The following is a 25,724-nucleotide window of genomic DNA, read 5'->3' as shown; positions in this document are numbered from 1 at the left end:
GATCTCCGCTTCGAGGCCCCTCATGCATCGCCAAACCCGTTTCACCCTGCATCCGTTGCGCCGCGCCCTGCGCGTCTTCGCCCTGGCCATGCCACTGGGCATCACCGGCCTGGCCACGTCCCAGGGCCTGGCCCAGGCGGTGCCCCTGGCGCAGGAATACCGCATCGAGGCGGGCAGTCTGGCCACGGTGGTGAGCACCTTCGCCGCCCAGAGCGGTGTACTGCTGTCGGCCCCCGCCCAGGGGCTGGAAGGTCGGCGCAGTCCGGGCCTGCAGGGTCGCTACACGCCGGCCGAGGGCTTCCAGCAGATCCTCCAGGGCAGTGGCCTGCAGGCGGTGCGCCAGCCGGATGACAGCTATCGCCTAGAGGCTATACCCGCGAGCGGTGTGACCTCCCTCAGCGAGACCACGGTGACCGGCTTCGCCCTGGGCAATGCCCTGGGCGAGACCGATGGCTACCTGGCGACCCACAGCGACGTGGCCACCAAGACCAGCAAGGGACTGCTGGAAACCTCCCAGTCGGTCTCGGTGGTGACCCGCGAACAGATCGATGACCAGGGCGCCAAGACCGTGCAGCAGGCCATGAGGTACACCCCGGGGATCTTCACCGGCCAGATCGGCGCCTCCAATCGCTACGACTACGTGGTGATGCGCGGCTTCGCCGACAACAGCGTCGACAACGTCTTTCTCGACGGCCTCAAGACCATGGGCGACAGCGGCACCTTCAGCTCGCTGCAGGTCGATCCCTATTTCCTCGAACGCATCGACGTGGTGAAGGGACCGGCCTCGGTGCTCTATGGCCGCAGCCTGCCGGGCGGCCTGGTGGCCCTGACCAGCAAGAAGCCGCTGTACCAGCCCTACCACCAGGTCCAGGCCACCCTGGGCAATCTCGGCCAGCGCGGCGCCGGTTTCGATTTCGGCGGACCGCTGGACGAGGAGGGGCATATCGCCTATCGCCTGGTGGGGCTGGCCCAGCACAGCGACACCCAGTTCGATCACGTGGAGGAAGAGCGCTATGCGCTGGCGCCCAGTCTGGCCATCGACCTGAGCGACGACACCACCCTGACCCTGCAGGCCTATCTGCAAAAGGATCCGGATGGCGGCTACCACAGTGGCGTCCCCGCCGAAGGCAGCCTCTATCGCCGCAATGGCCGCTACATCAGCAACCACTTCTTCGACGGCGAGCCCGATCACGACAAGTTCGAGCGGACCCAGCAGATGGTCGGCTATCAGTTCGAGCACAGATTCAACGACGTCTGGAGCGCGCGGCAGAATTTCCGCTATGCCAAGTCGCGGGTCGAGCTGGAGCAGGTCTATGGCTACGGCTATGTCGGCAGCAGCGACCTGCTCAATCGCTACTACTCCGGCGGCCGCGAGAATCTGCACGCCTATACCCTGGACAACCTGGTGCAGGCGGACTTCGACTGGGCGGGCAGTCGCCATACCTTGCTGGCCGGCCTGGACTACCAGCGCCGCTGGACCCACGTCGACTGGCCCAGTGGCACGGCGGATCCGCTGGACGCCTTCGAGCCCAGCTACGGTGGCCAGGTGACCGTCTACCCGGGCAGCGAATACCGCCGCGAACTGGAGCAGACCGGTATCTACCTGCAGGATCTGATCGAACTGGATCGCTGGCGCTTTTCGCTCGGCCTGCGCCAGGACTGGGTGGAGATCGGCATCGAGGATCGCCAGGCGGGGACCCGCAGCAGCGCGCGCCGCGGCCAGGCCAGCGGGCGCGCCGGGGCGCTCTATCTGTTCGACAACGGCCTGGCGCCCTACCTGAGCTATTCCACCTCCTTCAATCCCAATGCCTACAACGACGCCGCAGGCAATCCGCTGGAGCCCACCGAGGGCAAGCAGTGGGAGCTGGGCCTGAAATACCAGCCGCCGGGCAGCGCCAGCTTCTACACCGCCTCGCTGTTCCACATCACCCAGGAAAACGTGGCGACCAAGCTGCCCCAGGAAGACTTCTATTCCTCGGTGGGCGAGATCCGCTCCCGGGGCCTGGAGCTGGAGGGCCATCTGCAAATGGCCGAGCGGCTTAAGCTGCTGGGCAGCTACACCTTCACCGATATCGAGTACACCCAGGCGCTGGACGGCACCCAGGGCAATACGCCGAATCAGGCGCCGCGGCACCAGGCTTCGCTGTGGGGGCAATACGAACTGGCGGGGCCCCTGGCGGGCTTCAGCGTCGGCGCCGGTGCCCGCTACGTGGGCACCAGCTGGGCGGACAAGGCCAATACGCGCAAGGTACCGGCCTACACCCTGGTGGACGCCATGCTCGCCTATGACTTCACCCGCCTGGGACTGCCGGGGCTCACGGCACGGGTCAATGCCAACAACGTGCTGGGCAAGGACTATGTGGCGTCCTGCTACAGCCTGGACTTCTGCTACTTCGGCGAGGAGCGCAACGTGACCGCGACGGTCAGCTACAGCTTCTAGGGGCTCGGGGTCCTGCCACTCAGGCAGGACCTCTGGCCTCAACCTTCCAGCTGACCGCCGGCCAGGGCGCAGAGGCGGGCGGAATCGAGGATGCGCACCTCCTTGCCTTCCGCCGCCAGCACTCCGCTCTGCTGGAAGCGGGTGAAGACGCGCGACACGGTTTCCACCGCCAGGCCGAGGAAGTTGCCGATCTCGTTGCGCGACATGCTCAGGCGGAATTGCTGGGCGGAGAAGCCGCGGGCATGGAAGCGCGCGGAGAGATTGACCAGGAAGGTGGCGATGCGCTCGTCGGCGCTCTTCTTCGACAAGAGCACCATCATCTGCTGGTCATCGCGGATCTCCCGGCTCATCACCCGCAACAGCTGGCGGCGCAGTTGCGGCAGCTGCTCGGAGAGTTCGTCCAGGCGCTCGAAGGGGATCTCGCAGACGGTGGTGGTCTCCAGCGCCCGGGCCGAGACCGGATAGCGCTCGGTGTCCATGCCCGACAGGCCGACCAGTTCGCTGGGCAGGTGGAAGCCGGTGATCTGCTCCTCGCCGGCATCGCTCAGGCTGCTGGTGCGCAGGGCGCCGGAACGCACCGCGTAGACCGAGCCGAAGGTATCGCCCTGGCGGAACAGGTGGTCACCCTTGGCCAGCGGCCGGCCGCGCTTGACGATCTGGTCGAGGGCGTCCAGGTCTTTCAGATCGAGCGACAGCGGCAGGCACAGCGAGGCGAGGCTGCAATCCTTGCAATGGGCCTGGGCGTTGCGCAGCTTGAGGGGCTCGGTCATGGGGGCGGGTCGCTTCTCGTCTGGTTCCAAAAGTCTAACTTTAGCAGTCGTGGCAGGCATGGGTCATATCACCCGGGAAAAGCGCTGGTTGTCGTGGCCTGGCAGATAGCGGTCGAACAGCATGCACAGGGCGCGGATCAGCAGGCGGCCCGGCGCCAGCACCTGCAGGCCGCGCGCATCGAGGCGGATCAGGCCGTCGGCGGCCATGGCCTCGAGGTGCGGCCAGGCGTCGGCGAAATACTGGCGGAAATCCAGCTCGCAGCTGCGCTCGATGGCGGCGAAATCCAGCTGGAAATGGCAGATCAGCTGGGCGATCACCGCGCCGCGGATGCGGTCGTCCCGCGAACGGCGCAGGCCGCGGGCCACCGCCAGTTCGCCCTGGCCCAGGCGGTCCTGGTAGCGGGCGAGATCGGGGGTGTTCTGGCAGAGCACCTCGCCGACCTGGCTGATGGCGGAGACCCCGAGGCCCAGCAGGTCGCAGTGGCCGTGGGTGGTGTAGCCCTGGAAGTTGCGCTGCAGGGTGCCGTCTTCCTGGGCGATGGCCAGGTCGTCGTCGGGCAGGGCGAAGTGGTCCATGCCGATGTAGCGATAGCCGGCGGCCAGCAGCTGTTCCACGGTGCGCTGCAGCATCTCCAGCTTGGCCGCGGGGTCCGGCAGTTCGCTGGCTTCGATGCGCCGTTGCGGCGGAAAGCGCTGCGGCAGATGGGCGTAGTTGAACACCGACAGGCGATGCGGCTGCAATTCCAGCACCCGCTCCACGGTGTGGGCGAAGCTGGCCGGGGTCTGCCGCGGCAAGCCGTAGATGAGGTCCAGGTTGATGGAGCGATAGTCGAGGGCGCGAGCGGCCTCCACCAGGGTACGGGTGTCGTCGAAGGGCTGCAGGCGATTGATCGCCAGCTGCACCTGTAGGTCGAGGTCCTGGACGCCGAAGCTGACGCGGTTGAAACCCAGCTCGCGGAGCAGCCCCATGGTGCTCCAGTCGGCTTCGCGCGGATCAATCTCGATGGAGTAGTCGCCCCGGTCGCCGTCGGCCAGGGTGAAGTGCCGGCGCAGGTCGGCCATCAGCTCACGCAGCTGCATGGGGTTGAGAAAGGTCGGGGTGCCACCGCCGAGGTGCAGCTGCTCCACCCGCTGCCCGCCGTCCAGGTGCCGGCTGGTGAGGGCCATCTCCTGACGCAGGGCCTGGAGGTAGGCGACGCTGCGGCTGCGGTCCTTGGTGATGACCTTGTTGCAGGCGCAGTAGTAGCAGATGTTGGCGCAGAAGGGCACGTGCAGGTAGAGCGACAGCGGGCGTCCGGCTTGGCGACTCAGGCGCAGGGCGCCGAGCAGGTCGAAGGGACCGATGCCGTCGTGGAATTGCACGGCGGTGGGGTAGGAGGTATAGCGGGGGCCGGCGCGATCGTAGCGGGCGATGAGGTCGGCGTCCCAGACGAGAGCGGCTGTCATGCCGGGCTCCAATGGTTTCGAGGTGCCCAGTGTGAGGGGCGCGGCCTGCGCTTTATTGATCCAGATCAATGGATAGCCGGTTAAGCTTTGGCGTTTGGACGAGGAGTAGCCCATGGCAGACGAGTTGTACCTCGACAGCTTTCGCGAATGCCGACCCGCGGGTCCGCCGCTGGCGACCCTGTTGCTGGCCCATGGGGCGGGGGCAGGGATGGACAGCCCCTTCATGGAGCAGCTGGCCGAGGCATTGGCGCGGCGCGACATCCGCACCCTGAGATTCGACTTTCCCTACATGGCGCGGGCCCGCGCCGAAGGCCGGCGCCGCCCGCCGAATCCGGCGCCGGTCCTGCTGGAGCACTGGCGGGCCATGGTCGCCACCTGGCGCGCGGCAGAAAGCGGTCCGTTGTGGCTGGCGGGCAAGTCCATGGGCGGGCGGATGGCCAGTCTGCTGGCCGACGACCTGGGCGCGACGGGCCTCGTCTGCCTGGGCTATCCCTTCCACCCGGCCGGCAAGCCCGAGCGGCTGCGCACCGAGCACCTGGCGACCCTGGCCACGCCGACGCTGATCGTCCAGGGCGAGCGGGATGCCCTGGGCACCCGTACGGAGGTGGCCGGCTATGCCCTGGCGCCCACGCTCGAAGTGCAGTGGATCGCCACCGCCGACCACGATCTCAAGCCGCTCAAGAGCAGCGGCCTGAGCCAGACCCAGGCACTGGTGGAAACGGCGGCCTGGGTGGCGGCCTTCGTGCGGAGCAGCGGCTAGATCACCCGGAAGCCACTGGTGCCATCGCGCCGCAACTGCTCGACCAGGCCGAATTCCCAGTCCAGGTAGGCCTGCATGGCCGCGCGCGGGGCATCGGTGCCTTCATAGGGGCGCCGGTAGCGATCGCGCCGGGTCGACAGCAGCCGTGTTTCGCCGCCTTCCACCGGCAGACCCGCAGCCAGCCAGGCCGCGGTACCGCCCTCCAGCAGCAAGACCGGCCGGTCGGTAATGGCCTGGACATCGACGGCGGCGAAGGCGGCCAGTTGGCCACTGCCGCAGGTGAAGACATAGCGCTCGGCCGGCGGCAGCGCTGCCGGCAGATCGGCGCGCAGCACCCAGGCGGCGCCCGGGATGTGCCTCTGGACATAGTTGGCGCTGGCGGTGACATCCACCACCAGGGTGCCGGGCTCCGCCAGCAATTCCTGCAGGCGCGTCACCGAGATGCGCTCCACCGGCCCGGGGACGGGAGCGGGCGGCTGCCAGGGACCGGTGGCGCTCAGGGCGCCGGCCGGGATGGCGTCGACCACCGCCACCTCCCAGCCCATCTGCGCCAGCCAGGAGGCGCTCATGTTGGCGCGCACGCCGTCGTCGTCCACCAGGGCCAGGCGGGCACCGCGTACCGGGGCGCTGTGATCGGTCTCCTGGACCAGCTGGCCACCCGGCGTCGAGCGGGCGCCGGGCAGGTGGCCGGTGGCGAATTCCTCGGGGGTGCGCACATCGATCAGGTAGTTCGTCCGCCGCGCCTCGGTGCGCCAGGCCGCCAGTTCGCCGAAGGCCAGCCGGGCGACACCGGCGCGATCGGCGACCTGACGCGCGCGGGTCGCGGCGATCGCTTGGGTCGCCGGACTCACCGCACCGAAGCGGCGTTGCTGGCCGTGCTCCAGGGTCTGGCCGGCCAGCGTCCAGCCGATGGTGCCGTTGCGCAGGGCGGCCACCGGATTGGGAATGCCGGCGTTGATTAGCGACTGGGCGCCGATCAGGCTGCGGGTCCGGCCGGCGCAGTTGACGATGACCCGGGTCCGCGGATCGGGTGCCAGCTCGGCGACCCGCAGCACCAGTTCGGCGCCCGGCACGCTGACGCCACCGGGAATGCTCATGGTCTGGTATTCCTCGAAGCGGCGCGCATCGAGGATCACCAGGTCGGCGTCCTGATCCAGCAGCGCCTTGACCTCCTCGGCGGGCAGCGAGGGGGTATGGCGGCGCGCTTCCACCAGCTCGCCGAAGGCCTTGCTCGGCACGTTGACGTCGATGAAGAGTTCGCCGCCGCTGGCGCGCCAGCCCGCCAGGCCGCCCTCGAGCAGGGCCACGTCGGTGTAGCCCAGGGCGTGCAGGCGTTCGGCCGCGCGTTCCGCCAGGCCTTCGCCATTGTCATAGAGGGTGATGGCCACATCGCGCCGCGGCAGCCGCGACCAGGCCTCCAGTTCCAGGCGCGATAGCGGCAGATTGGCGGCCCACAGCGGGTGGCCGGCGGCGAAGGGATCCTCCTCGCGGACGTCGAGCAGGGCGACTTCGGTGCCGGCGAGGAGGGCCTGGCGGATGTCCTCGGCGGTGCGGATGGCGGTCATGGTGTGGCGGTCTCCTGGGACAGGTCCCACAGGTTGGGCAGCTGGCGATTGGTGTAGCCGGAGATGAAGGGCTTTTCCTGGCCATCGGCGGCATAGACGGCGCGGCGCACGGCGCCGATGTTGCCGCCATAGACGTGGATGCTGATGGAGGTGCGATCGGCATAGGCGTTGCTGACCTGGTGGATGTCGCCCACCCGCGGCGAGACCGCTTCCACCTGGCCCGGCTCCAGACGCACGGGAGCGCCTTCCGGCTGCAGGCGGCCGGCGGGATCGCGGGCGAAGTCCTGAGCGGTCTCGGCGCCGCGCAGCATGCCGATCAGGCCCCAGGTGCGGTGGTCATGCACCGGCGTGGCCTGGCCCGGCCCCCAGACGAAGCTCACCACCGAGAAGCGCTGACGGGCATCGGCATAGAGCAGGTACTGGCTATAGCGCTCGGGGTGGGGCAGGGCGCAGTCCTCGGGCAGCCAGTCGTCATGGCGGACCAGTTCGCCGAGCAGGGCGGCGCCGCGCTGCAGCAGCTGCGGCTCGGCAGGGTGTTCGTCGACCAGGGTGGCGAGGTCATGCAGGAACAGGCGCAGGCGGTCGAGCCTAAGGGTCATGGAGGGCTCCACGAGTAAGCCGGGTGGGCGATGACGGCCATTAAAGCAAGGCCGGCGCCCAGCACCTTAGATCGATTGGTTCTGTGCTGAAACCATTATTCGCATAACTATCTGTTTGGGTTATCCATGCTGTGCATATTAGGTTATGCGCAATCGATATTTCCGTCTCGGCAACTCCCAACGTTAGGTTCTAAGCAGACCAGGGCAACGCCCGTCGCCCTGGCGCCCCTTCTGCTTCCGGAGCCGCCGCATGACCGCCTTCCACAACGCCCTCGCCAGCGTCCGCGCCCAGGTGTCCGCCGCCGAATGGGAGGCGCGGGTCAAACTCGCCGCCGCCTATCGGCTGGCTGCCCGCGAACGCTGGACCGACCATATCTACACCCACTTCTCGCTGCGGGTGCCAGGCCCGGAGGCGCACTTCCTGATCAATCCCTTCGGCCAGACCTTCGACGAGATCACCGCCTCTTCGCTGGTGAAGGTGGACATCGATGGCGAGATCGTCCTCGACCCCACCGGACTGGGCATCAATCCGGCTGGCTACGTAATCCACAGCGCCATCCACCGTGCCCAGCCGGAACTCCATGCGGTGCTGCACACCCACACCGCCGCCGGCATTGGCGTCTCCGCCCAGCGCGATGGATTGCTGATGATTTCCCAGCACGCCATGAGATTCTTCGGCCGCCTGGCCTATCACGGCTACGAGGGCGTGGCCCTGGACCTGGACGAGCAGAGTCGGCTGGTGGCCGACCTCGGGGCGCACCCGGCGATGATCCTCTGCAACCATGGCCTGCTCACCGTGGGCGCGAGTCTGGAGGAGGCCTTCTGGCACCTCTATTACCTGGAGCGCTCCTGCGCCGCGCAACTGGCGGCCCAGAGCGGTGGCGCCGAGCTGGTTATCGCTGCGGACGCCGTCGCGCAGAAGGTCAGCGACCTCATCCCCGGCAATCTGGCGCGCGGCGCCCATGTCCGTCACTGGGAGGCGGCGGTGCGCCAACTGGAGCGTCACGAAGGCCGGGAGTACGCGCAATGAAGCGACTGCTCGCCACCCTTGGCCTGGCCTTGCTGCTGGGGCAGGCCCAGGCCGCGCCGGATCTCTCCGGCGTGACCCTGGTACTGGGCGACCAGGCCCGCGGTCTGCGCGCCATGATGGAAGCCGCCGGCACCCTCGAAGGCGCGCCTTACCAGTATCGCTGGGCCAACTTCCAGGGCGCCGCACCACTGTTCGAGGCCCAGCGCGTCGGCGCGGTGGATACCTCCTATGCCGGTGACCTGCCGGTGCTGATGGCCGCGTCCGGCGGCGTGCCGCTCAAGCTCATCGCCACCAATGTCGGCTACCCCCAGGCCAACGGCCTGCTGGTGCAGAAGGATTCACCGATCCGTTCGGTGAGGGATCTCAAGGGGCGCACCGTGGTGGTGTCCTCGGCCAAGGGCAGCATCTCCCAGCACCTGCTCTATGCCGCCCTGGAAGAGGCCGGGCTCAAGCGTGAGGACGTCACGGTCAAGTTCGTGCTGCCCACCGACGCCAGTGCCGCCTTCAATGCCGGGCAGATCGACGCCTGGGCGACCTTCGATCCCTATCTCGGCATCGCCGAGCAACACGGCGCCCGGCTGCTGCGCGATGGCCAGGGGCTGACCACCGCCCTGGGCTTTCTCACCGCCACCCCGGCGTCGCTGGAGGACCCGGCCAAGCGCGCCGCCATCGCCGATTTCGCCGGGCGCCTGGCCCAGGCACGGGCCTGGGCGGTCGCCCATCCGCAGGACTATGCGCGGGTCTATGCCGAGCTGACGCGCCTGCCGGAAGGCGCTGCGGTGGCCATTTCCACCCGCACCTCCCGTGGCCTGCGCCCGGTGCAGCCGGCGGACGTCGCCGCGGTGCAGCAGGTGGCCGATCTGTTCAGCGAACTCCAGGTGCTGCCCAAACCGGTCGACGTCGCCGCCCTGGCCGATGCCTCCGTCTTTACCCAGGAAGCCAAACCATGACCCTTATCCGCCGTACCCTGCTGGCGCTACCGCTGCTGCTCGCCGCCAGCGCGGCCCTGGCCGCCGAGCCCCTGACCCTGCGCATCGCCGACCAGAAGGGCAACATGCGCGCCCAGCTGGAGGCCGCCGACGGCCTGCGCGACCTGCCGGGTTATCGCATCCAGTGGGCGGAATTTCCCGCCGCCGCGCCCCTGGCCGAGGCGCTCAATGCCGGCGCGGTGGACGCCGGCATCATCGGTGATGGGCCGCTGCTGTTCGCCCTGGCCGCTGGCGCGCCGGTCAAGGCCATCGCCGTGGACAAGTCCGATCCCTATGGCACGGCGGTGATCGTGCCGCGTGACTCGCCGCTGCGGACGGCGGCCGATCTCAAGGGCAAGCGCATCGCCACCGGGCGTGGCTCCATCGGTCATTACATCGCCCTCAAGGCGCTGGACTCGGTGGGCCTGACCGCCCAGGACGTGAGCTTTCGCTTCCTCGGCCCGGTGGACGCCAAGATGGCCCTGGCCAATGGCTCCGTGGACGCCTGGGCGACCTGGGAGCCCTACACCGCCCAGGCCGAGCAGGTCGACGGCGCCCGGGTGCTGGTCAGTGGTCGCGGGCTCTGGGCGGGCAACAGCTTCCTGGCGGCCACCGACACGGCCCTGGCCGATCCGGCCCGGCGCGCGGCGCTGCAGGACTATCTCGACCGTCTGGCCGCCGCCCAGCGCTGGGGCTATGCCCACCTCGATGGCTATGCCAGGACCCTGGCGCAGATCATCGGCTTTCCCGAGGCGGTGGCCCGGCTGCAATTCGAGCGCCGTCAGCTGCACTGGGATCCCATCGACCCGCAGGTGGTGGCCGACCAGCAGGCGGCGGCGGATTTCTACCACCGCAGCGGCCTGATACCGCAGCGCCTGGAGGCCCGGGCGACCTTCGCCGAGGGATTCCAGGTGAGCAAACCGGACGCGCCGCGGCAGGCGGCGCGGGAGTAGGGTGGGATGCGGCGTGGTGTTGGGCTTCGCTTCGCTCAGCGCCAACCTGCTTACGGTGGAGCGCCCCCTCTCCCTGTGGGAGAGGGTTGGGTTGAGGGAAAAGCCACACCGCCCCTCGACCTATCCATATAACCCATCCTTATTTCAAAAACGCTGAACAGCTTGAGTAGGCTATAAGCCACTTCCAAGGATGAGCGCACCCCGATGCCCCCACGTCTTCCCGTCACCCGTCGTCCCCTGGCCCTGGGGCTCGCCGCCAGCCTGCTCGCCGGACTGGTCGCCGCACCCCAGGCAGCCCAGGCCGAGGGCACCCTGCGCATCTCCGAACAATTCGGGGTGTCCTATGTGATCCTGCATGTGCTGCGTGACCAGCAACTGATCGAAAAGCACGGCAAGCAAGAGGGCGTCGACATCAAGGTCGACTGGATAAAGCTGTCCGGTGGCGCGGCCGTCAACGAGGCGGTGCTGTCGGGGGCGGTGGACGTCGGCTCCGCCGGGCTCGGGCCGCTGTTCACGCTCTGGGACCGCACCTATGGTCGGCAGAACGTCAAGGCCGTGGCCAGCCTGGGGGCCTTTCCCAACTACCTGGTCACCAACAATCCGCAGGTGAAGACCCTGGCCGACTTCACCGCCAAGGACCGCATCGCCGTGCCGGCGGTCAACGTCTCGGTGCAGTCGCGCTTCCTGCAGTACGCCGCCGCCCAGGCCTTTGGCGAGAAGAACTGGAATCGCCTGGATCCCCTGACGGTAGCGGTGCCGCATCCGGATGCCACCGCGGCGGTGATCTCCGGCGGTACCGAGATCAACAGCCACTTCGCCAATCCGCCGTTCCAGGAGCAGGAACTGGCCAGCGGCAAGGTGCACAAGGTGCTCAGTTCCTATGACGTGCTGGGTGGGGCCGTCTCGCCCAACCTGGTGTTCGTCACCGAGAAATTCCGCCGGGACAATCCCAAGACCTACAAGGCCTTCCGCGAGGCGCTGGTCGAGGCCGGACAGATCATCGAGAAGGACAAGGCCGCCGCCGCCCGTACCTATGTGAAGGTCGAGAATTCGCGCCTCGATCCGGCGCTGATCCAGCAGATCATCGAAAGCCCCGAGGTCAACTTCGACACGGCGCCGCAGAACACCCTGAAGCTGGCGGAATTCATGTACCGCATCGGGGCCATCCGCAACCAGCCCAGCAGCTGGCAGGACTATTTCTTCGTCGACACGCCCGACCAGAAGGGCAGCTGATCCCCTTTCCCTTACGGGTTCCACCGGACCACCGGACGAGCCCTCGACATCTCGAGGTCTCCCATGGCTATTCCTCCACTTTTCCAGCGCCTCGGGCTGCTCCTGGCGAGCACCACCCTGGCGCTGTCCGCCCAGGCCGCCGAGCCGCAGAAGATCCGCCTCGGCATCAACGACAGTCCGCAGAACGCCGCCCTGGAGCGCGCCGCCGAGGTGGCGCGGGAGCGGGGTGTGGAGGTGGAAATCGTCGCCTTCAGTGACTGGAACACGCCGAATCTGGCGCTTGCCCACGGCGACATCGACGTCAACTACTTCCAGCATCAACCCTTCCTGGAAAACGCCAATGCCCAGAACGGCTATGGCCTGGTGCCCATCGCCTATGGCGTGGAAAACAAGGTCGGTCTCTATTCCAAACGGGTGAAGAGCTTCGCCGAGGTGCCGGACGGCGCCACCGTGGCGGTGGCCGACGATCCGGTCAACCAGGGCCGCGGGCTGCACCTCTATGCCCGGGCCGGCCTGATCCAGCTCAAGCCCGGTACCGGGCCCAAGGCCAGCCTGCAGGACATCGTCGCCAATCCGCGCCACCTGAAATTCATCGAACTGCCCGGTCCGCAACTGGCGCGGGTGCTGGACGACGTGACCCTGGCGCAAAGCTATCCCTCGCACATCCTCGCCGCCGGCACCACGGATCCCAACAGCGCCCTGCTGTTCAGCGACGACGAGGCCAGCGGTCACCTCTATGCCCTGAGATTCGTGACCAAGCCGGACAAGGCCGATGACCCGGCGATCCGCACCTTCATCCAGGTGTTCCAGAACGATCCGCGGGTGCGCGAGGCCATCGCCCAGGCCTATGGCAATCCGCAGCTGTACAGCCTGGCCTGGCTGAACCGGCAGGAGGCCGCCCGATGAGCAATGCACTACTCAGAACCGCACCGGCGCAGCCGCCCGCCGAACCCCAGGCCGCTCCCGCGCGCGAGCATCTACGCCTGAGCGGCGTGCAAAAGATCTACACCGGCGGCGCGCTGCCGGTGACCGCCCTGGCGGACATCGACCTCAGCATCGCCCGTGGCGAGATCTTCGGCATCATCGGTCGCAGTGGCGCCGGCAAGTCCAGTCTGATTCGCACCCTCAATCGCCTGGAAGACGTCAGCGCCGGTCAGGTCCTGGTCGACGGCGTCGACATCGGCACCCTGAAGGGGGATCGCCTGGTGGCGCTGCGGCGGCGCATCGGCATGATCTTCCAGCACTTCAATCTGCTGGCCTCGCAGACGGTGCTGGAGAATCTGGCCTTGCCGCTGAAGGCCGCCGGCTTTCGCCGCGACGAGATCGAAGCCCGGGCGCGGGAACTGCTCGAGCTGGTCGGGTTGCAGGGCAAGGAACAGGTCTATCCCTCGCGGCTGTCCGGGGGCCAGAAGCAGCGGGTGGGCATCGCCCGCGCGCTGATGCTGAGGCCCGAGCTGCTGCTCTGCGACGAGGCCACCTCGGCGCTGGATCCGGAGACCACCCAGTCGATCCTGGCGCTGTTGCAGGACATCAATCGCCGCCTGGGACTGACCATCGTGCTCATCACCCACGAGATGGCGGTGATCCGCCAGATCTGCGACCGGGTGGTGGTGCTGGAACACGGCCGCATCGTCGAACAGGGCCCGGTGTGGCAGCTGTTCGGCGCGCCCCAGGCCGAAGCCACCCGGGCGCTGCTGGCACCCCTGGCGGCGCAGCTGCCGGCGGATCTGGCCAGGCGGCTCGGTGCCACCCGGCAACCGGGTGCCCGCGCGGTGCTGGAACTCAGCTACGACGGCCAGGGCGTGGAGCCCGACTTCCAGGCGCTGGGCCAGGCCCTCGGCGCACCGGTCGAACTGCTGCATGGCGGTATCGACCGTATCCAGGGCCACGCCCTGGGCCGCCTGCTGGTGGCGACCGCGGCACCGGAGCGGCGGCTGGCAGGCTTCCTGACCCAGACCGGGTTGTTCGCCCGGGCGGAGGTGCTGGGCTATGTCTGACTTCATGCTCAAGGCGCTGTGGAAGGCCTTTCTCGATACCCTGACCATGGTCAGCGTGTCGGCGGCCATCGTCTGGTTCGCCGGCATCGCCCTGGCAGTGGTGCTGGTCACCACCGGGCGCGGCGCCATCTTTGCCGCGCCCACCCTCAACCGGGTGCTGGGCACCCTGATCAACGCCTTTCGCGCCACGCCCTTCATCATCCTGCTGGTGGCCCTGATCCCGCTGACGCGGCTGATCACCGGGACCACCATCGGCGTCTGGGCGGCGGTGGTACCCATCACCCTCAGCGCCACGCCGTTCTTTGCCCGGATCGCCGAGGTCAGCCTGCGCGAGGTCGGCGGTGGGGTGATAGAAGCGGCCCAGGCGCTGGGCTGCGAGCGGCGCCACATCGTCTTCAACGTGCTCCTGCCGGAGGCGCTACCCGGCATCATCGGCGGCTTCACCGTGACCCTGGTGGCCATGATCGGCGCCTCGGCCATGGCCGGTGCCATAGGCGCAGGGGGTCTCGGCGACCTGGCGATCCGCTATGGCTACCAGCGCTACGACACCCAGATGATGGCCGTGGTGATCGTCATCCTGGTGGTGCTGGTGTGCGGCATCCAGTTCATCGGCGACCGCTACGTGCGGCACCTGCGGGCACGCTAGTGTGGTGTTTCAGACGTTCGCGCAAGAGTTGGCGAGTGATTTTTGGCGGTTCGGCGTTCCGAGCTGGCTAGGCGCCGCGACGAGTCATAGCAGGGCTATGGCGAGGAGTGGGAACGCCGCCGGGGCCTAAAAAGCGCCGCCAAAATTGTGCAGATAACGTCTGAAACACCACACTAGCTGAGGCGCTCCAGGTAGGCCGGCAATTCCGGGTCGGGCAATACCGAGAGCACCTTGAGCCGCTGCAGGGTGCGATCGCGGCCGCGCAGGAGGTGATTGCGCAACTGGCTGGCCGCCGAGTCCGGACTGCCCACCAGCAGGGATTCCAGCACCAGGCGATGCTCCACCAGCACCGCCTCGTCCAGCGGCGTGCCGAGCGACTGGTGGAAGATGCGCGAGACGTTCAGTGGACTCTGGCTGTGGGCGATCAGCTGGGCCAGCTTGCGATTGCGCAGGCCGGCCAGGCACCGCCCATGCAGATCCGCCTCGATGCGCTCCACCGCCGCCCAGGAGGTGGGGGCAGGGTGGGCGGCCAGTTGCTCCAGCCGTTCCAGCATCGCCAGCAGCTCGCTACGCGCCAGACCCGGCGCGGTCTGTAACAGCGCCTCGGGTTCCAGCAGGGCGCGGATCTCGTAGTCGTCGCGGATGGCCTGGGCGGTGAGCGGACCGGCCAGCCACTGGCCATAGGGTTCCTTTTCCACCAGGCCGCGGTCACGCAGGCGCATCAGGGCTTCACGCACCACGGCGCGGCTGACGCCCAGGTGGTCGGCCGCCCGTTGCTCGTCCAGCCGGAAATGGCCGAAGAGCAGGGCGTGGCTGACACAGGCGGCGATCTCGTCGCCGACGCGCTCGCCCAGGGAGCGCGTATCGATCAGGTCATCGCTGCTGTCCAGCCCGAGCAATTGGCGGGTCAGTGGCTGGCGCTGCGGCTCGCCCGCGGTGCCGCCCGGATCGATCAGATAGCCGCGCCCCTCGAAGCGGCGGATCAGGCCTTCCTCCTGCAACAGCGTCAGCGCCTGGCGCACCGGCACCCGGCTGGTGCCGAACAGTTGCGCCAGCGGCGCCTCGACCAGCACCAGCCCTGGCGCCGCGCGACCGGCCAGGATGGCTTCGCGCAGGGCACTGCGGATCATCGCGTAGCGCGCGGCGGTACGACTGTCATCGAGGGGGGCGGGGACTGCTGCCGACATCGGGGACCTTCCGGAAACGAGATGAGAATTGTGGCACAGGCCTACGGCCTTTCGCGCGTTACCGGCTGGGCCAGGTGCACGCACGGTAACGGGGCAGGCGTTACGGTTCTGCACAAAAATGGATCTATTTAATTTAAGTACATTTTATAGGGTGATACCGGGAAAAGGCCCAGGCGACCGCTAGAGGTCAGCGTTTCGAGTCTGCGGCGTCCTGTTTTTTCAAGCTGGCACAAAGCCTGCTCTGTTAAACGTACCAAATTATAAAATGTACGTTTAAGGAGCGCCGATGGAACCCGCCCACGCCCTGTCCCTTGATGCCGTCGCGCTTGGCGAGGCCTATGCCGCCGGCACCCTCGATCCGGTCGCGGTCTTCGAGGCGGCACTGGCGCGCGCCCAGGCATCCTCGGCCGTATTAATCACCCTGACCGCCGAGCGCGGACGCGCCGAAGCCCTGGCGGCGCGCGAGCGCTGGCAGGCCGGGCAGCCGCGGTCGCCGCTGGATGGGGTGCCGCTGGCCTGGAAGGACCTCTTCGACCTGCAGGGCGAGGTCACCACCTGCGGCGCCGAGCTGCGCCGCCTGGCGCCACCGGCCACCACCGATGCCGTGCTGGTGCAGCGCCTGAGCCAGGCCGGCCTGGTCAGTCTGGGCAAGGTCAATCTCAGCGAATTCGCCTATTCCGGCGTCGGGTCGAATCCCCATTTCGGCACGCCCGCCAATCCCCGGGCGCAGGGCGAGGTGCGCATACCGGGGGGCTCTTCCTCGGGTTCGGCGGTGGCCGTCGCCGCCGACATCGTGCCCCTGGCGTTCGGTACCGACACCGCCGGTTCGGTGCGCCTGCCGGCCGCCCTCAATGGACTGGTGGGGTATCGGCCCAGCCTGGGGCGCTATCCGGCGACCGGGATCTTTCCACTGGCCGCGTCCTATGACGTACCGGGTCCGCTGGCGCGCAGCCTGCGCGATGTGCAGTGCCTGGATCGCCTGCTTACGGGCGCGGCTGCCCGCCCGTTGCCGGCGCCAACGGAACTGCGGGTGGTGCTGGACCTCAGCGTGCTGGACGACGCCCGGGTGGAGCCGGCGGTGCGGGCCAATCTGCTGGCCGCTGCCGAGCGGCTGGCCCGCGGCGGAGTGAACGTGGAGCGCCGCGCCCGCACGGTCTTTGCCGAGGCCCTGGACGTTCTCGCCGCAGAAGGTTGGCCAGGGGCCCTGGAAGCCTTCGCCCTGCACCGCGAAGTGCTCGACGGTCCCGCGGCCGAACGCCTGGATCCGCGGGTGCGGCAGCGCCTGGAGCGAGCGCGGGCCTTGCCCGACGGTCACCTGGCGGTCCTGCATGAACGCCGCGACCGATTGCGGGCAGCCTTTGCCGCCGAATTCGCCGAGGCGCTGCTGCTGGTGCCGACGGTCGGCCGGGTGGCGCCGCCGCTGGCCCCTCTGGAAGCCGACGCCGACCTCTTCGCCGCCACCAATCTGGAGCTGCTGCGCCTGACCATGGCCGGCAGCCTGCTCGGCGCGCCGGGTGTCTCGCTACCCAGCGGTCGCGATGCCCAGGGCCTGCCCACCGGGCTGTTGCTGGTGGCCCCCGCCGCCGCGGACGAACGCCTACTCGATGCCGCCACGGCCGTGGAAGCCCTGGTCAGCGCCTGAATTCAAGCGGCGGTGGCGGGGGCCCGGCTCCGCCATCGACCTGGCTTTCTTCCGGGTACTGGAGAGTGCAACGATGGCCAAAGAAATCTTCGTTTCCATCGGCGTCGACGTCGACGCGGTGGCGGGCTGGCTCGGTTCCTACGGCGGCGAGGATTCGCCCGATGACATCTCCCGCGGCCTGTTCGCCGGCGAGGTGGGGTCGCCCCGGCTGCTCAAGCTGTTCGAGCGCTACGGCCTCAAGACCACCTGGTTCATTCCGGGCCATTCGGTGGAGACCTTTCCCGAGCAGATGCAGGCGGTGGCCGCGGCGGGCCACGAGATCGGCATCCATGGCTACAGCCACGAGAATCCCATCGCCATGACCCCCGAGCAGGAGGAGGCGGTGCTGGATCGGTCCATCGAGCTGATCACCGCCCTGGCCGGCAAGCGGCCGACCGGCTATGTCGCGCCCTGGTGGGAATTCAGCCGGGTGACCAACGAGCTGCTGCTGAAGAAGGGCATCAAGTACGACCACAGCCTGATGCACAACGACTTCTCTCCCTACTACGTGAGGGTCGGCGACAACTGGACCAAGATCGACTACAGCCAGCAGCCCGAGAGCTGGATGAAGCCGCTGGTGCGCGGCCAGGAAACCGATCTGGTGGAGATTCCGGCCAACTGGTACCTCGACGACCTGCCGCCGATGATGTTCATCAAGAAGGCGCCCAACAGCCACGGCTTCGTCAATCCGCGCCACCTGGAAGAGATGTGGCGCGACCAGTTCGACTGGGTCTATCGCGAGCTGGACTACGCCGTCTTCCCCATCACCATCCACCCCGATGTCTCGGGGCGGCCGCAGGTGCTGCTGATGCTCGAACGCCTGATCGAGCATATCCAGGGTCACGCCGGGGTGCGCTTCGCCACCATGGACGAGATCGCCGACGACTTCCTGCGGCGCCAGCCGCGCCAGCGCTAAGCGCCCAGCCCACAGGTACAGGATCATGACCCTCCCTGCCGCCTCTTCGCTCCACCCGGAAACCCCCACGGCTGCCTGGAAACCGCAGCCGCTGTCTTCCGCTGATGTCCGCTACGCCACCTGGATCGCCTTCTTCGCCTGGGTGTTCGCCGTCTACGACTTCATCCTGTTCGGCACCCTGCTGCCGGTGATGGGCGGGCACTTCAACTGGAGCGAAGCCGAGCAGGCCGAACTCGCCACCTGGGTAGCCCTGGGCGGGGCCATCATCGCCTTCGCCATCGGCCCGCTGGTGGACCGGATCGGTCGCCGCGGCGGCATCATCGTCACCATCGGCGGCACGGCCCTGTGCTCGGCACTGACCGCGCTGTGCGCCGGCATGGGCAAGGTGCCGCTGGTGCTGGTGCGTTCGGTGGCCGGCCTGGGCTATGCGGAGGAGGGGGTCAACGCCACCTACCTGACCGAGGTCTATGCCGCCTCGGACGATCCGCGGTTGATCCGCCGCCGCGGCTTCATCTACAGCCTGGTGCAGAGTGGCTGGCCGATCGGCGCGCTGATCGCCGCGGGCCTCACCGCCTTGCTGCTGCCACATATCGGCTGGCAGGGCTGCTTCGTGTTCGCCGCCGTGCCGGCCTTCGTCATCGCCGTGCTGGCGCGCAAGCTCAAGGAAAGCCCGCAATTCCAGGTGCATGCCCGGATCCAGCGCCTGCGCCGCGAAGGCCAGGAGCAGGACGCCCGCAGCCTGGCGCGGGAATACGGCGTGGACTACGAAGAGCACGCCAAGGCCGGCGTGGCCATGGCCTTCAAGGGCCAGGCCCTGCGACCGACCCTGGTGCTGAGCCTGGCCATCCTGCTCAACTGGTCGGCGATCCAGGTGTTCAGCGTGCTGGGGACCTCGGTGATCGTCAGCGTGCACAAGCTCAGCTTCGAGAATTCGCTGTGGATCCTGGTGCTGTCCAACGCCGTCGGCTTCATCGGCTACCTGTTCCATGGCTGGCTGGGCGATCGCATCGGTCGGCGCAACACCGTGGCCCTCGGCTGGATGTGTGGCGGCCTGGCCTTCTTCGCCATGCTGCAGGCGCCCAGCCAGCTGGTACCGGTGGTGGCGCTCTACAGCCTGGGACTGTTCTTTCTCACCGGACCCTATTCGGCCATGTTGTTCTTCATGGGCGAAAGCTTCCCCACCAGCATCCGCGCCACCGGTGGCGCCATCGTCCACGCCATGGGGCCGCTCGGCGCCATCCTCGCCGGTCTCGGCATCACCAGCGTGCTCGGCAGCGGTGGCCAGTGGCACAGCGCCGCGCTCTGGTTCGGGGCGCTGCCGTGCTTTCTCTCCGGCCTGGTGATGTGGGCCGCGCGCCATGTCGAACCCACCAGTCTCAAATGACAGGAGCCTCCATGACAGCTCATACCTCTCCCGTCGCCCTGATCACCGGTGCCGCCAGCGGCATCGGCCAGGCCCTGGCCGTGGCCTATGCCCAGCGGGGCGTGCGGGTGGTCGGTGGCTACTACCCCGGCGATCCCCATGACCCGGAAGAGACTCGCCAGAAGGTGATTTCAGCGGGGGGCGACTGCCTGCTCGAACCCCTGGACGTCCGCGACAGCGCCTCGGTGGACGCCCTGGCCGATGCCGCCCTGGCGCACTTCGGCCGCCTCGACTACGCCGTGGCCAATGCCGGTCTCCTGCGCGCCGCGCCGCTGCTGGAAATGAGCGACGCGCGCTGGCAGGAGATGCTCGACGTCGACCTCACCGGGGTCATGCGCACCTTTCGCGCCGCCGCGCGGCACCTGGGGGAGGGCGGGGCCCTGGTGGCCATCTCCTCCATCGCCGGCGGCGTCTACGGCTGGCAGGACCATGCCCACTACGCCGCAGCCAAGGCCGGGGTGCCCGGGCTGTGCCGCTCGCTGGCCGTCGAACTGGCGCCGCGGGGCATCCGCTGCAACGCGGTGATCCCCGGTTTGATCGAGACGCCCCAGTCGCTGGACGCCAAGAACTCCCTGGGGCCGGAGGGCCTGGCCAAGGCCGCCCGCAGCATTCCCCTGGGGCGGGTCGGCAAACCCGAGGAGGTGGCGGCGCTGGTGCGTTTCCTGACCAGCCCCGAAGCCAGCTACATCACCGGCCAGAGTCTGATCGTCGATGGCGGTCTCACTGTCCGCTGGCCCGATTGAGGAGCAGAAGATGTTCGAGCTGACAGACCGCCGCGCCCTGGTGACCGGTGCGGCCAGCGGCATCGGCGCCGCCATCGCCCGCAGCTATGCCGCTGCGGGGGCGCGCCTGGTGCTGGCCGACCGCGACAGCGAGCGCCTGGCGCAGGTGGCCGCGGAATGCCGCGCCCTGGGGGCCGTGGTGACCGAGACCGTCGCCGACGTCGGCGAGCCGGAGGGTGCCTGGGCCGGAGTGGACGCCTGCGTGGCGGCCCATGGCGGCATCGACATCCTGGTTAACAATGCCGGGATGCTGACCCAGGCGCCCTGCGTCGAGCTGACCCTGGCGCAGTGGAACGACATGCTGCGCGTCGACCTCACCAGTGTCTTTCTCGCCAGCCAGCGCGCCCTGCCGTTCATGCAGGCGCAGCGCTGGGGACGCATCATCAACGTCGCTTCCCAGCTCGGCATCAAGGGCGGCGCCGAACTCTGCCACTATGCCGCGGCCAAGGCCGGGGTGATCGGCTTCACCAAGTCGCTGGCGCTGGAAGTGGGCCGCGACAACGTGCTGGTCAACGCCATCGCCCCCGGACCCATCGAGACCCCACTGGTGGACGGCATCAGCGCCGACTGGAAGGCGGCCAAGGCCCGCGAATTGCCGCTGGGCCGCTTCGGCCGGGCGGAGGAGGTGGCGCCGGTGGCGCTGCTGCTGGCCAGCGATCCGGGGGGCAACCTCTTCGTCGGCCAGACCCTGGGCCCCAATTCCGGCGACGTCATGCCCTAGGAGGTAGCTATGTGCGGACTGTGCGGCCTGCTCGGGCCGGATCTCCACTGGAGCGATCCGCTGGGCGACGACCTGCCCCGGCGGCGCGAGCGCCTGCGCCGGGTCGCTGCCATCAACCGGGTGGTGGCGCCGTTCCGGCTGACGGTGAGCGACGTCCAGGGCGCCTCCTACCTGATCCAGGGACCGACCGGGCGCCAGGCCCTGGCCGAAGGGCTGGACGACCTCTGGCGCCAGGCCGAAGCGGTGCTGGGGCGACCGCTCGATCCCCTGGATCTGCGGGTGCTGGCGCCGCTGGAGGGAGTGTCTTGAGCCTCGCCGTCAATGTCATCACCGGTTTTCTCGGCAGCGGCAAGACCACCCTGCTGCGCCGCTTGCTGGCCCAGGAGGCCCTGGGCGAGACGGCGCTGCTGATCAATGAATTCGGCGAGGTCGGCATCGACCACCTGCTGGTGGAAGAGGTGGCCCCGGACACCGTGCTGCTGCCCAGCGGCTGCGTCTGCTGCTCGGTGCGCGGCGATCTCAAGGCGGCGCTGCTGACCCTGCACGGGCGGCGCAGTCGCGGCGAGATCCCGGCCTTTCGCCGGGTATTGCTGGAGACCACCGGCCTGGCCGATCCGGGGCCGATCCTGGCCACCCTCAATCTCGATCCCCAGTTGCGCGGACGCTTCCACCTGGGCTTGCTGGTGACCGTGGTGGACGCCGAGCACGCCGCCTTGCAGGAAGGGCTGCACCCGGAGTGGCTCAACCAGGTCACCGCAGCCGACCGGCTGTTGCTGAGCAAGGCCGACCGGGTCGCGCCTGCCGTGCTGGAGCGGCTGGATCGGCATCTGGCCCAGCTCAATCCCACCGCCACCCGGGCCCTGGCGGCGGCGGTGGCCAGCGGCGATGACCTGTTGCTGGGCGAGGGCCTGCGCGCCGCCGATCCGGCGGCCGAGGTCGGCCGCTGGCGCCTGTTCGCCGCCGTCGCCGAAGGTCGCCACGGCAGCGCCGAGGTCTGCTGCCTGGAGTTCGACCGTCCGCTGGACTGGATGGCCTTCGGGGTGTGGCTGTCGATGCTGCTAAGATGCCACGGGCAACGCATCCTGCGAGTCAAGGGCATCCTCGACGTGATCGACGCCAGCCAACCCATCGTCATCCACGGCGTGCAGCACAGCCTGCATCCGCCGGTGCACCTGCCGGCCTGGCCGGCGGGCGAACGCCGCTCGCGGCTGGTGTTCATCGTCCGCGAGCTGGACACCGCGCTGCTCAGACGCTCCTTCGCCGCCTTCATGGGCGGCCTGGGACGGGCCGCATGAGCACGCCGCTGACCCTGCGGGTGCTGGGCACCTCGGTGACCCTGCTCGAACCCATCCGCCAGCGGGCGGAGGCGGAACTGGGCATCCGCCTGGTCTACCAGATCCACGACGTCCAGACCGCCCAGCGCATCGCGGTGCTGGAGCCGGGCAGCTACGACCTCTATGACCAGTGGTTCCACAACGTCGACTTCGTCTGGCCGGCGCGGGCGATCCAGCCCATCGACATCCGCCGCATCGCGCTCTGGGAAGAGATCAACGACCTGCCCAAGCGCGGCCGGCTGCATGCCACGGATCGCCTGGCGCCCGGCTGTCGGCCGTGCGACCGCCTCTATGTGCAGCATGACGGCAGCCTCGGCGGCCAGCCCAGCGAGCGCATCAGCATGCTGCCGCTGACCCACAACGCCGACAGCTTCGCCTATCGCCCGGAAAGCCTGCCTGCCGCCCTGGCGGGTCAGCAGGAGAGCTGGGCCTGGCTGATCGACGAAGGCTGGTGCGGCCATAGCGCCCTGCAGAGCGACGCCGCCATCGGCGCGCTGGACGCCGCCCTGGCGATCCAGGCCGCCGGCCTCGCCCGGTTCGACGACATCGGCAACCTGCGCCTGGAGGAGATCGACCGTCTGGCCGAGTTGCTGGTGGAGCGCCAGCGCCATCGGCACTTCGCGGCGTTCTGGTCCGACGACCGCAGCGCCGGCGAGCTGACCCTGGCCGCCGGGGTGGACATCCAGAGTCTCTGGTCGCCCATGCTCATGGCGCTGCACCGGGCGGGGGTGGATTACCGGGTGGCGGTCCCGCGCGAGGGCTATCGCGCCTGGTTCGGCGGTCTGTCGCTGTCGCGCTGCGCGGAAGGCCGGGTGCGCGACGCCGCCTATGCCTACCTCAACTGGTGGCTGGCCGGCTGGCCCGGCGCGGTGATGGCGCGCCAGGGCTTCTATATCGCCAATCCGGTGCGGGCGCGGGATCACCTCAGCGCCGCCGAATGGGACTTCTGGTACGGCGGCCTGCCGGCCCGGGAAGAACTCGCCGGCAGCGACGGCCTGCCGCTGATCGAGGTGGGTCAGCGGCGCGAAGGGGGCTCCTACGCCCAGCGCATGGGCCATATCGGCGTGTGGAATTCGGTGATGGACGAGCACAACTATCTGGTGCGGCGCTGGAGCGAATTCCTGCGCACCACGGCGGCCTGAGGCGACGGTTTCCAGGCGAGAAGGGCGTGCCAGACGCCTCGCTGCGCTGTTGCCCAGGGAACAGCGACTGGACAGCTGCTCTTGGCGCTACAACGGAAATCGTCTTACGTTTTCTCGCAACTCGTTGATTGAAAACGCTTTTTAGACTTGGTTCGGTTCTTGATTGAAGGCTCAGGGTCACTGTTTCGCTCGCCCTCGCGGCGAGCCCAACCCGGAGAGCCTTTGCATGTCGCAGAACCCCGTCAAATTCGCCTATTGGGTCCCCAACGTCAGCGGCGGCCTGGTGGTCAGCACCATCGAGCAGCGCACCCACTGGGGCATCGACTACAACCGCAAGCTGGCCCAGCTCGCCGAGCAGGCCGGCTTCGATTACGCCCTGACGCAGATCCGTTTCACCGCCGGTTACGGCGCTGAATACCAGCATGAGTCGGTGGCCTTCAGCCATGCGCTGCTGGCCGCCACCGAGCGTCTCAAGGTGATCGCCGCCATCCTGCCCGGCCCCTGGAATCCGGCGCTGGCGGCCAAGCAGCTGGCGACCATCGACCAGCTTACCAACGGCCGGGTCGCCATCAACCTGGTGTCCGGCTGGTTCAAGGGCGAATTCCACGGCATCGGCGAGCCCTGGCTCGACCACGACGAGCGCTATCGGCGTTCCGAGGAGTTCATCCGTGCCCTCAAGGGCATCTGGACCCAGGACAACTTCAGCTTCGCCGGCGACTTCTATCGCTTCCGCAACTACACCCTGAAACCCAAGCCGCTGCAGCAGCCGCATCCGGAGATCTTCCAGGGCGGCAGCTCCCGGGCCGCGCGGGACATGGCGGCACGGGTCTCCGACTGGTACTTCACCAACGGCAACACCCCCGAGGGCATCCGCGCCCAGGTCGAGGACCTGCGCGCCAAGGCCGCGGCGAACGGCCACGCGATCAAGGTCGGCGTCAACGCCTTCGTCATCGCCCGGGACACCGAGGCCGAGGCCCGCGCGGTGCTCGACGAGATCATCGCCAAGGCCAACCCCGAGGCGGTCCAGGCCTTCGGCCACGAGGCGCGCAATGCCGGCGCGGCCAGTCCGGAGGGCGAGGGCAACTGGGCCAAGTCCAGCTTCGAGGATCTGGTGCAGTACAACGACGGCTTCAAGACCAACCTGATCGGCACCCCCGAGCAGATCGCCGAGCGCATCGTCGCCCTCAAGGCGGTGGGCGTGGACCTGGTGCTGGCCGGTTTCCTGCACTTCCAGGAAGAGGTGGAGTACTTCGGCAAGCGGGTGCTGCCGCTGGTGCGCGAACTCGAAGCCCGGGCCGCGGCCCAGGCGGCGGCCTAGGCCATGGATGCGGCTCTGGCCAAGCCATCGCCGGTGCTGCTGGAGGTCAGCGACCTGGCGCTGGCCTTTGGCGGGGTCACGGCCTTCGCCGAGGTCGGCTTCCAGGTTCGCGCAGGCGAGATCTGCGCCCTGATCGGGCCCAATGGCGCCGGCAAGAGTTCCTTGCTCAACGTGATCAACGGCCTCTACCGACCGCAGCGGGGCAGGGTGCAATTGGCTGGCAGCAGCGCGGCGCTGCGCCGCCCGCAGGCGGCGGCGCGGGCCGGGGTCGCGCGTACCTTTCAGAACCTGGCCTTGTTCAAGGGTATGAGCGTGCTGGACAACGTGCTCGCCGGGCGCGGCCGCCATCGGCGCGCCTCCTGGCTGGAACAGACGCTGGGCCTGGGCCGCGCGCCGGCCGAAGAGCGGGTGCAGCGGGCGGTGGCCGAGTGGGCGCTGGACTTCCTGCACCTGGGCCCCTGGCGCGACGTCCCGGTGGGCAGCCTGCCCTATGGGCTGCAGAAGCGCGTGGAGCTGGCCCGGGCACTGGCGGCTGAGCCGCGGCTGCTGCTGCTGGACGAACCCATGGCCGGGATGAACGCCGCTGAGAAGCGCGAGCTGAGCGGCTACATCCGGGCCATCAACCGCGAGCGCGGCGTCACCGTGGTGCTGATCGAGCACGACATCCAGGTGGTGATGCAGCTGGCGGATCACGTAGTGGTACTGGACTACGGTCGGCTCATCGCCGACGGCGCACCCGCCGCGGTGCGTAACGACCCGGCGGTGATCGCCGCCTATCTCGGGACCCGTCACTAGAAGTTGTTGACGATCTGC

The 25,724-nt window shown here is 68.6% G+C and carries 24 protein-coding genes; 19 read left to right on the top strand and 5 right to left on the bottom strand.

What is annotated here, in order from left to right:
- Window positions 1-22 precede the first annotated feature (22 nt).
- Window positions 23-2,440, top strand: coding sequence for a TonB-dependent siderophore receptor (locus PSEK12I1_RS0107915; protein WP_027601212.1), 2,418 nt, complete (start codon window positions 23-25; stop codon window positions 2,438-2,440).
- A gap of 38 nt (window positions 2,441-2,478) precedes the next feature.
- On the opposite strand, the gene fnr is transcribed toward PSEK12I1_RS0107915, so the two are convergent.
- Both fnr and hemN read right to left on the bottom strand, forming a co-directional pair.
- Window positions 2,479-3,210, bottom strand: a complete 732-nt coding sequence (fnr, locus tag PSEK12I1_RS0107910) for a fumarate/nitrate reduction transcriptional regulator Fnr (protein WP_007162251.1) — start codon at window positions 3,208-3,210, stop codon at window positions 2,479-2,481.
- 63 nt (window positions 3,211-3,273) lie between these two features.
- Window positions 3,274-4,656, bottom strand: a complete 1,383-nt coding sequence (gene hemN / locus PSEK12I1_RS0107905) for an oxygen-independent coproporphyrinogen III oxidase (protein ID WP_027597725.1) — start codon at window positions 4,654-4,656, stop codon at window positions 3,274-3,276.
- A 112-nt stretch (window positions 4,657-4,768) separates the two neighbouring features.
- On the opposite strand from hemN, the gene PSEK12I1_RS0107900 reads away from it, so the two are divergent.
- Window positions 4,769-5,416 (top strand): alpha/beta family hydrolase, encoded by a 648-nt coding sequence (locus tag PSEK12I1_RS0107900; protein WP_027597726.1) that lies wholly within the window; start codon window positions 4,769-4,771, stop codon window positions 5,414-5,416.
- Here the strand turns inward: PSEK12I1_RS0107900 and PSEK12I1_RS0107895 are convergent.
- Both PSEK12I1_RS0107895 and PSEK12I1_RS0107890 read right to left on the bottom strand, forming a co-directional pair.
- A complete protein-coding gene (locus tag PSEK12I1_RS0107895; protein WP_027601211.1) occupies window positions 5,413-6,981 on the bottom strand; it encodes a rhodanese-related sulfurtransferase in 1,569 nt (522 codons plus the stop codon). The genes PSEK12I1_RS0107900 and PSEK12I1_RS0107895 overlap by 4 nt on opposite strands.
- Entirely contained in the window at window positions 6,978-7,580 is a 603-nt protein-coding gene (locus PSEK12I1_RS0107890) for a cysteine dioxygenase (protein ID WP_027601210.1), read from the bottom strand. The genes PSEK12I1_RS0107895 and PSEK12I1_RS0107890 overlap by 4 nt, the downstream gene beginning before the upstream one ends.
- Window positions 7,581-7,830: 250 nt before the next feature.
- Here PSEK12I1_RS0107890 and PSEK12I1_RS0107885 point away from each other — a divergent pair, with 250 nt between their 5' ends.
- The 7 genes from PSEK12I1_RS0107885 (at window position 7,831) to PSEK12I1_RS0107855 (ending at window position 14,407) form a co-directional block, all read left to right on the top strand.
- A complete protein-coding gene (locus PSEK12I1_RS0107885; protein WP_027601209.1) occupies window positions 7,831-8,610 on the top strand; it encodes a class II aldolase/adducin family protein in 780 nt (259 codons plus the stop codon).
- Window positions 8,607-9,560: an ABC transporter substrate-binding protein gene (locus PSEK12I1_RS0107880; RefSeq protein ID WP_027601208.1), complete on the top strand. Its 954-nt coding sequence runs from the start codon at window positions 8,607-8,609 to the stop codon at window positions 9,558-9,560. The genes PSEK12I1_RS0107885 and PSEK12I1_RS0107880 overlap by 4 nt, the downstream gene beginning before the upstream one ends.
- Before the next feature lie 5 nt (window positions 9,561-9,565).
- Window positions 9,566-10,531: an ABC transporter substrate-binding protein gene (locus PSEK12I1_RS0107875; RefSeq protein ID WP_027601207.1), complete on the top strand. Its 966-nt coding sequence runs from the start codon at window positions 9,566-9,568 to the stop codon at window positions 10,529-10,531.
- 204 nt (window positions 10,532-10,735) lie between these two features.
- The gene (locus PSEK12I1_RS0107870; RefSeq protein WP_027601206.1) at window positions 10,736-11,764 is read left to right on the top strand and encodes an ABC transporter substrate-binding protein; all 1,029 of its coding nucleotides are present in this window, start codon (window positions 10,736-10,738) and stop codon (window positions 11,762-11,764) included.
- A 63-nt stretch (window positions 11,765-11,827) separates the two neighbouring features.
- Entirely contained in the window at window positions 11,828-12,670 is an 843-nt protein-coding gene (locus PSEK12I1_RS0107865) for a MetQ/NlpA family ABC transporter substrate-binding protein (RefSeq protein ID WP_027597733.1), read from the top strand.
- Entirely contained in the window at window positions 12,667-13,761 is a 1,095-nt protein-coding gene (locus PSEK12I1_RS0107860; RefSeq protein ID WP_027601205.1) for a methionine ABC transporter ATP-binding protein, read from the top strand. Before PSEK12I1_RS0107865 ends, PSEK12I1_RS0107860 begins: the two co-directional genes overlap by 4 nt.
- The gene (locus tag PSEK12I1_RS0107855) at window positions 13,754-14,407 is read left to right on the top strand and encodes a methionine ABC transporter permease (RefSeq protein WP_027601204.1); all 654 of its coding nucleotides are present in this window, start codon (window positions 13,754-13,756) and stop codon (window positions 14,405-14,407) included. Before PSEK12I1_RS0107860 ends, PSEK12I1_RS0107855 begins: the two co-directional genes overlap by 8 nt.
- Before the next feature lie 173 nt (window positions 14,408-14,580).
- Here the strand turns inward: PSEK12I1_RS0107855 and PSEK12I1_RS0107850 are convergent, their stop codons facing one another.
- On the bottom strand, window positions 14,581-15,594 hold the full coding sequence (locus PSEK12I1_RS0107850; RefSeq protein WP_027601203.1) for a GntR family transcriptional regulator: 1,014 nt from the start codon (window positions 15,592-15,594) through the stop codon (window positions 14,581-14,583).
- Between the two features lie 286 nt (window positions 15,595-15,880).
- On the opposite strand from PSEK12I1_RS0107850, the gene PSEK12I1_RS0107845 reads away from it, so the two are divergent.
- The 10 genes from PSEK12I1_RS0107845 to PSEK12I1_RS0107800 all read left to right on the top strand — a co-directional run bounded on the left by PSEK12I1_RS0107845 (window position 15,881) and on the right by PSEK12I1_RS0107800 (window position 25,706).
- On the top strand, window positions 15,881-17,236 hold the full coding sequence (locus tag PSEK12I1_RS0107845; protein WP_037006824.1) for an amidase: 1,356 nt from the start codon (window positions 15,881-15,883) through the stop codon (window positions 17,234-17,236).
- A 73-nt stretch (window positions 17,237-17,309) separates the two neighbouring features.
- On the top strand, window positions 17,310-18,191 hold the full coding sequence (locus PSEK12I1_RS0107840) for a polysaccharide deacetylase (RefSeq protein ID WP_027601201.1): 882 nt from the start codon (window positions 17,310-17,312) through the stop codon (window positions 18,189-18,191).
- A gap of 25 nt (window positions 18,192-18,216) precedes the next feature.
- Complete coding sequence (locus PSEK12I1_RS0107835) at window positions 18,217-19,575, top strand: MFS transporter (RefSeq protein WP_027601200.1); 1,359 nt, start codon at window positions 18,217-18,219, stop codon at window positions 19,573-19,575.
- 11 nt (window positions 19,576-19,586) lie between these two features.
- Window positions 19,587-20,357 carry an SDR family NAD(P)-dependent oxidoreductase gene (locus PSEK12I1_RS0107830; protein WP_037006823.1) on the top strand — a complete coding sequence of 257 codons (771 nt, stop codon included), beginning with the start codon at window positions 19,587-19,589 and terminating at the stop codon, window positions 20,355-20,357.
- Between the two features lie 10 nt (window positions 20,358-20,367).
- Window positions 20,368-21,117 (top strand): SDR family NAD(P)-dependent oxidoreductase, encoded by a 750-nt coding sequence (locus PSEK12I1_RS0107825; protein ID WP_027601198.1) that lies wholly within the window; start codon window positions 20,368-20,370, stop codon window positions 21,115-21,117.
- Window positions 21,118-21,126: 9 nt separating this feature from the next.
- Window positions 21,127-21,426 (top strand): hypothetical protein, encoded by a 300-nt coding sequence (locus PSEK12I1_RS0107820; RefSeq protein WP_027601197.1) that lies wholly within the window; start codon window positions 21,127-21,129, stop codon window positions 21,424-21,426.
- Complete coding sequence (locus PSEK12I1_RS0107815; RefSeq protein ID WP_027601196.1) at window positions 21,423-22,412, top strand: GTP-binding protein; 990 nt, start codon at window positions 21,423-21,425, stop codon at window positions 22,410-22,412. The genes PSEK12I1_RS0107820 and PSEK12I1_RS0107815 overlap by 4 nt, the downstream gene beginning before the upstream one ends.
- A complete protein-coding gene (locus PSEK12I1_RS0107810; protein WP_027601195.1) occupies window positions 22,409-23,593 on the top strand; it encodes a PotD/PotF family extracellular solute-binding protein in 1,185 nt (394 codons plus the stop codon). The genes PSEK12I1_RS0107815 and PSEK12I1_RS0107810 overlap by 4 nt, the downstream gene beginning before the upstream one ends.
- A 226-nt stretch (window positions 23,594-23,819) precedes the next feature.
- The gene (gene sfnG, locus PSEK12I1_RS0107805; protein ID WP_027601194.1) at window positions 23,820-24,911 is read left to right on the top strand and encodes a dimethylsulfone monooxygenase SfnG; all 1,092 of its coding nucleotides are present in this window, start codon (window positions 23,820-23,822) and stop codon (window positions 24,909-24,911) included.
- 3 nt (window positions 24,912-24,914) lie between these two features.
- Window positions 24,915-25,706, top strand: coding sequence for an ABC transporter ATP-binding protein (locus PSEK12I1_RS0107800; protein ID WP_027601193.1), 792 nt, complete (start codon window positions 24,915-24,917; stop codon window positions 25,704-25,706).
- Window positions 25,707-25,724: the final 18 nt, after the last annotated feature.

The sequence above is a fragment of the Pseudomonas sp. MOIL14HWK12:I1 genome (assembly GCF_000510705.1).
Taxonomy (GTDB): Bacteria; Pseudomonadota; Gammaproteobacteria; order Pseudomonadales; family Pseudomonadaceae; genus Chryseomonas; species Chryseomonas oryzihabitans.
This window is presented reverse-complemented; position numbering and strand designations above follow the sequence as displayed.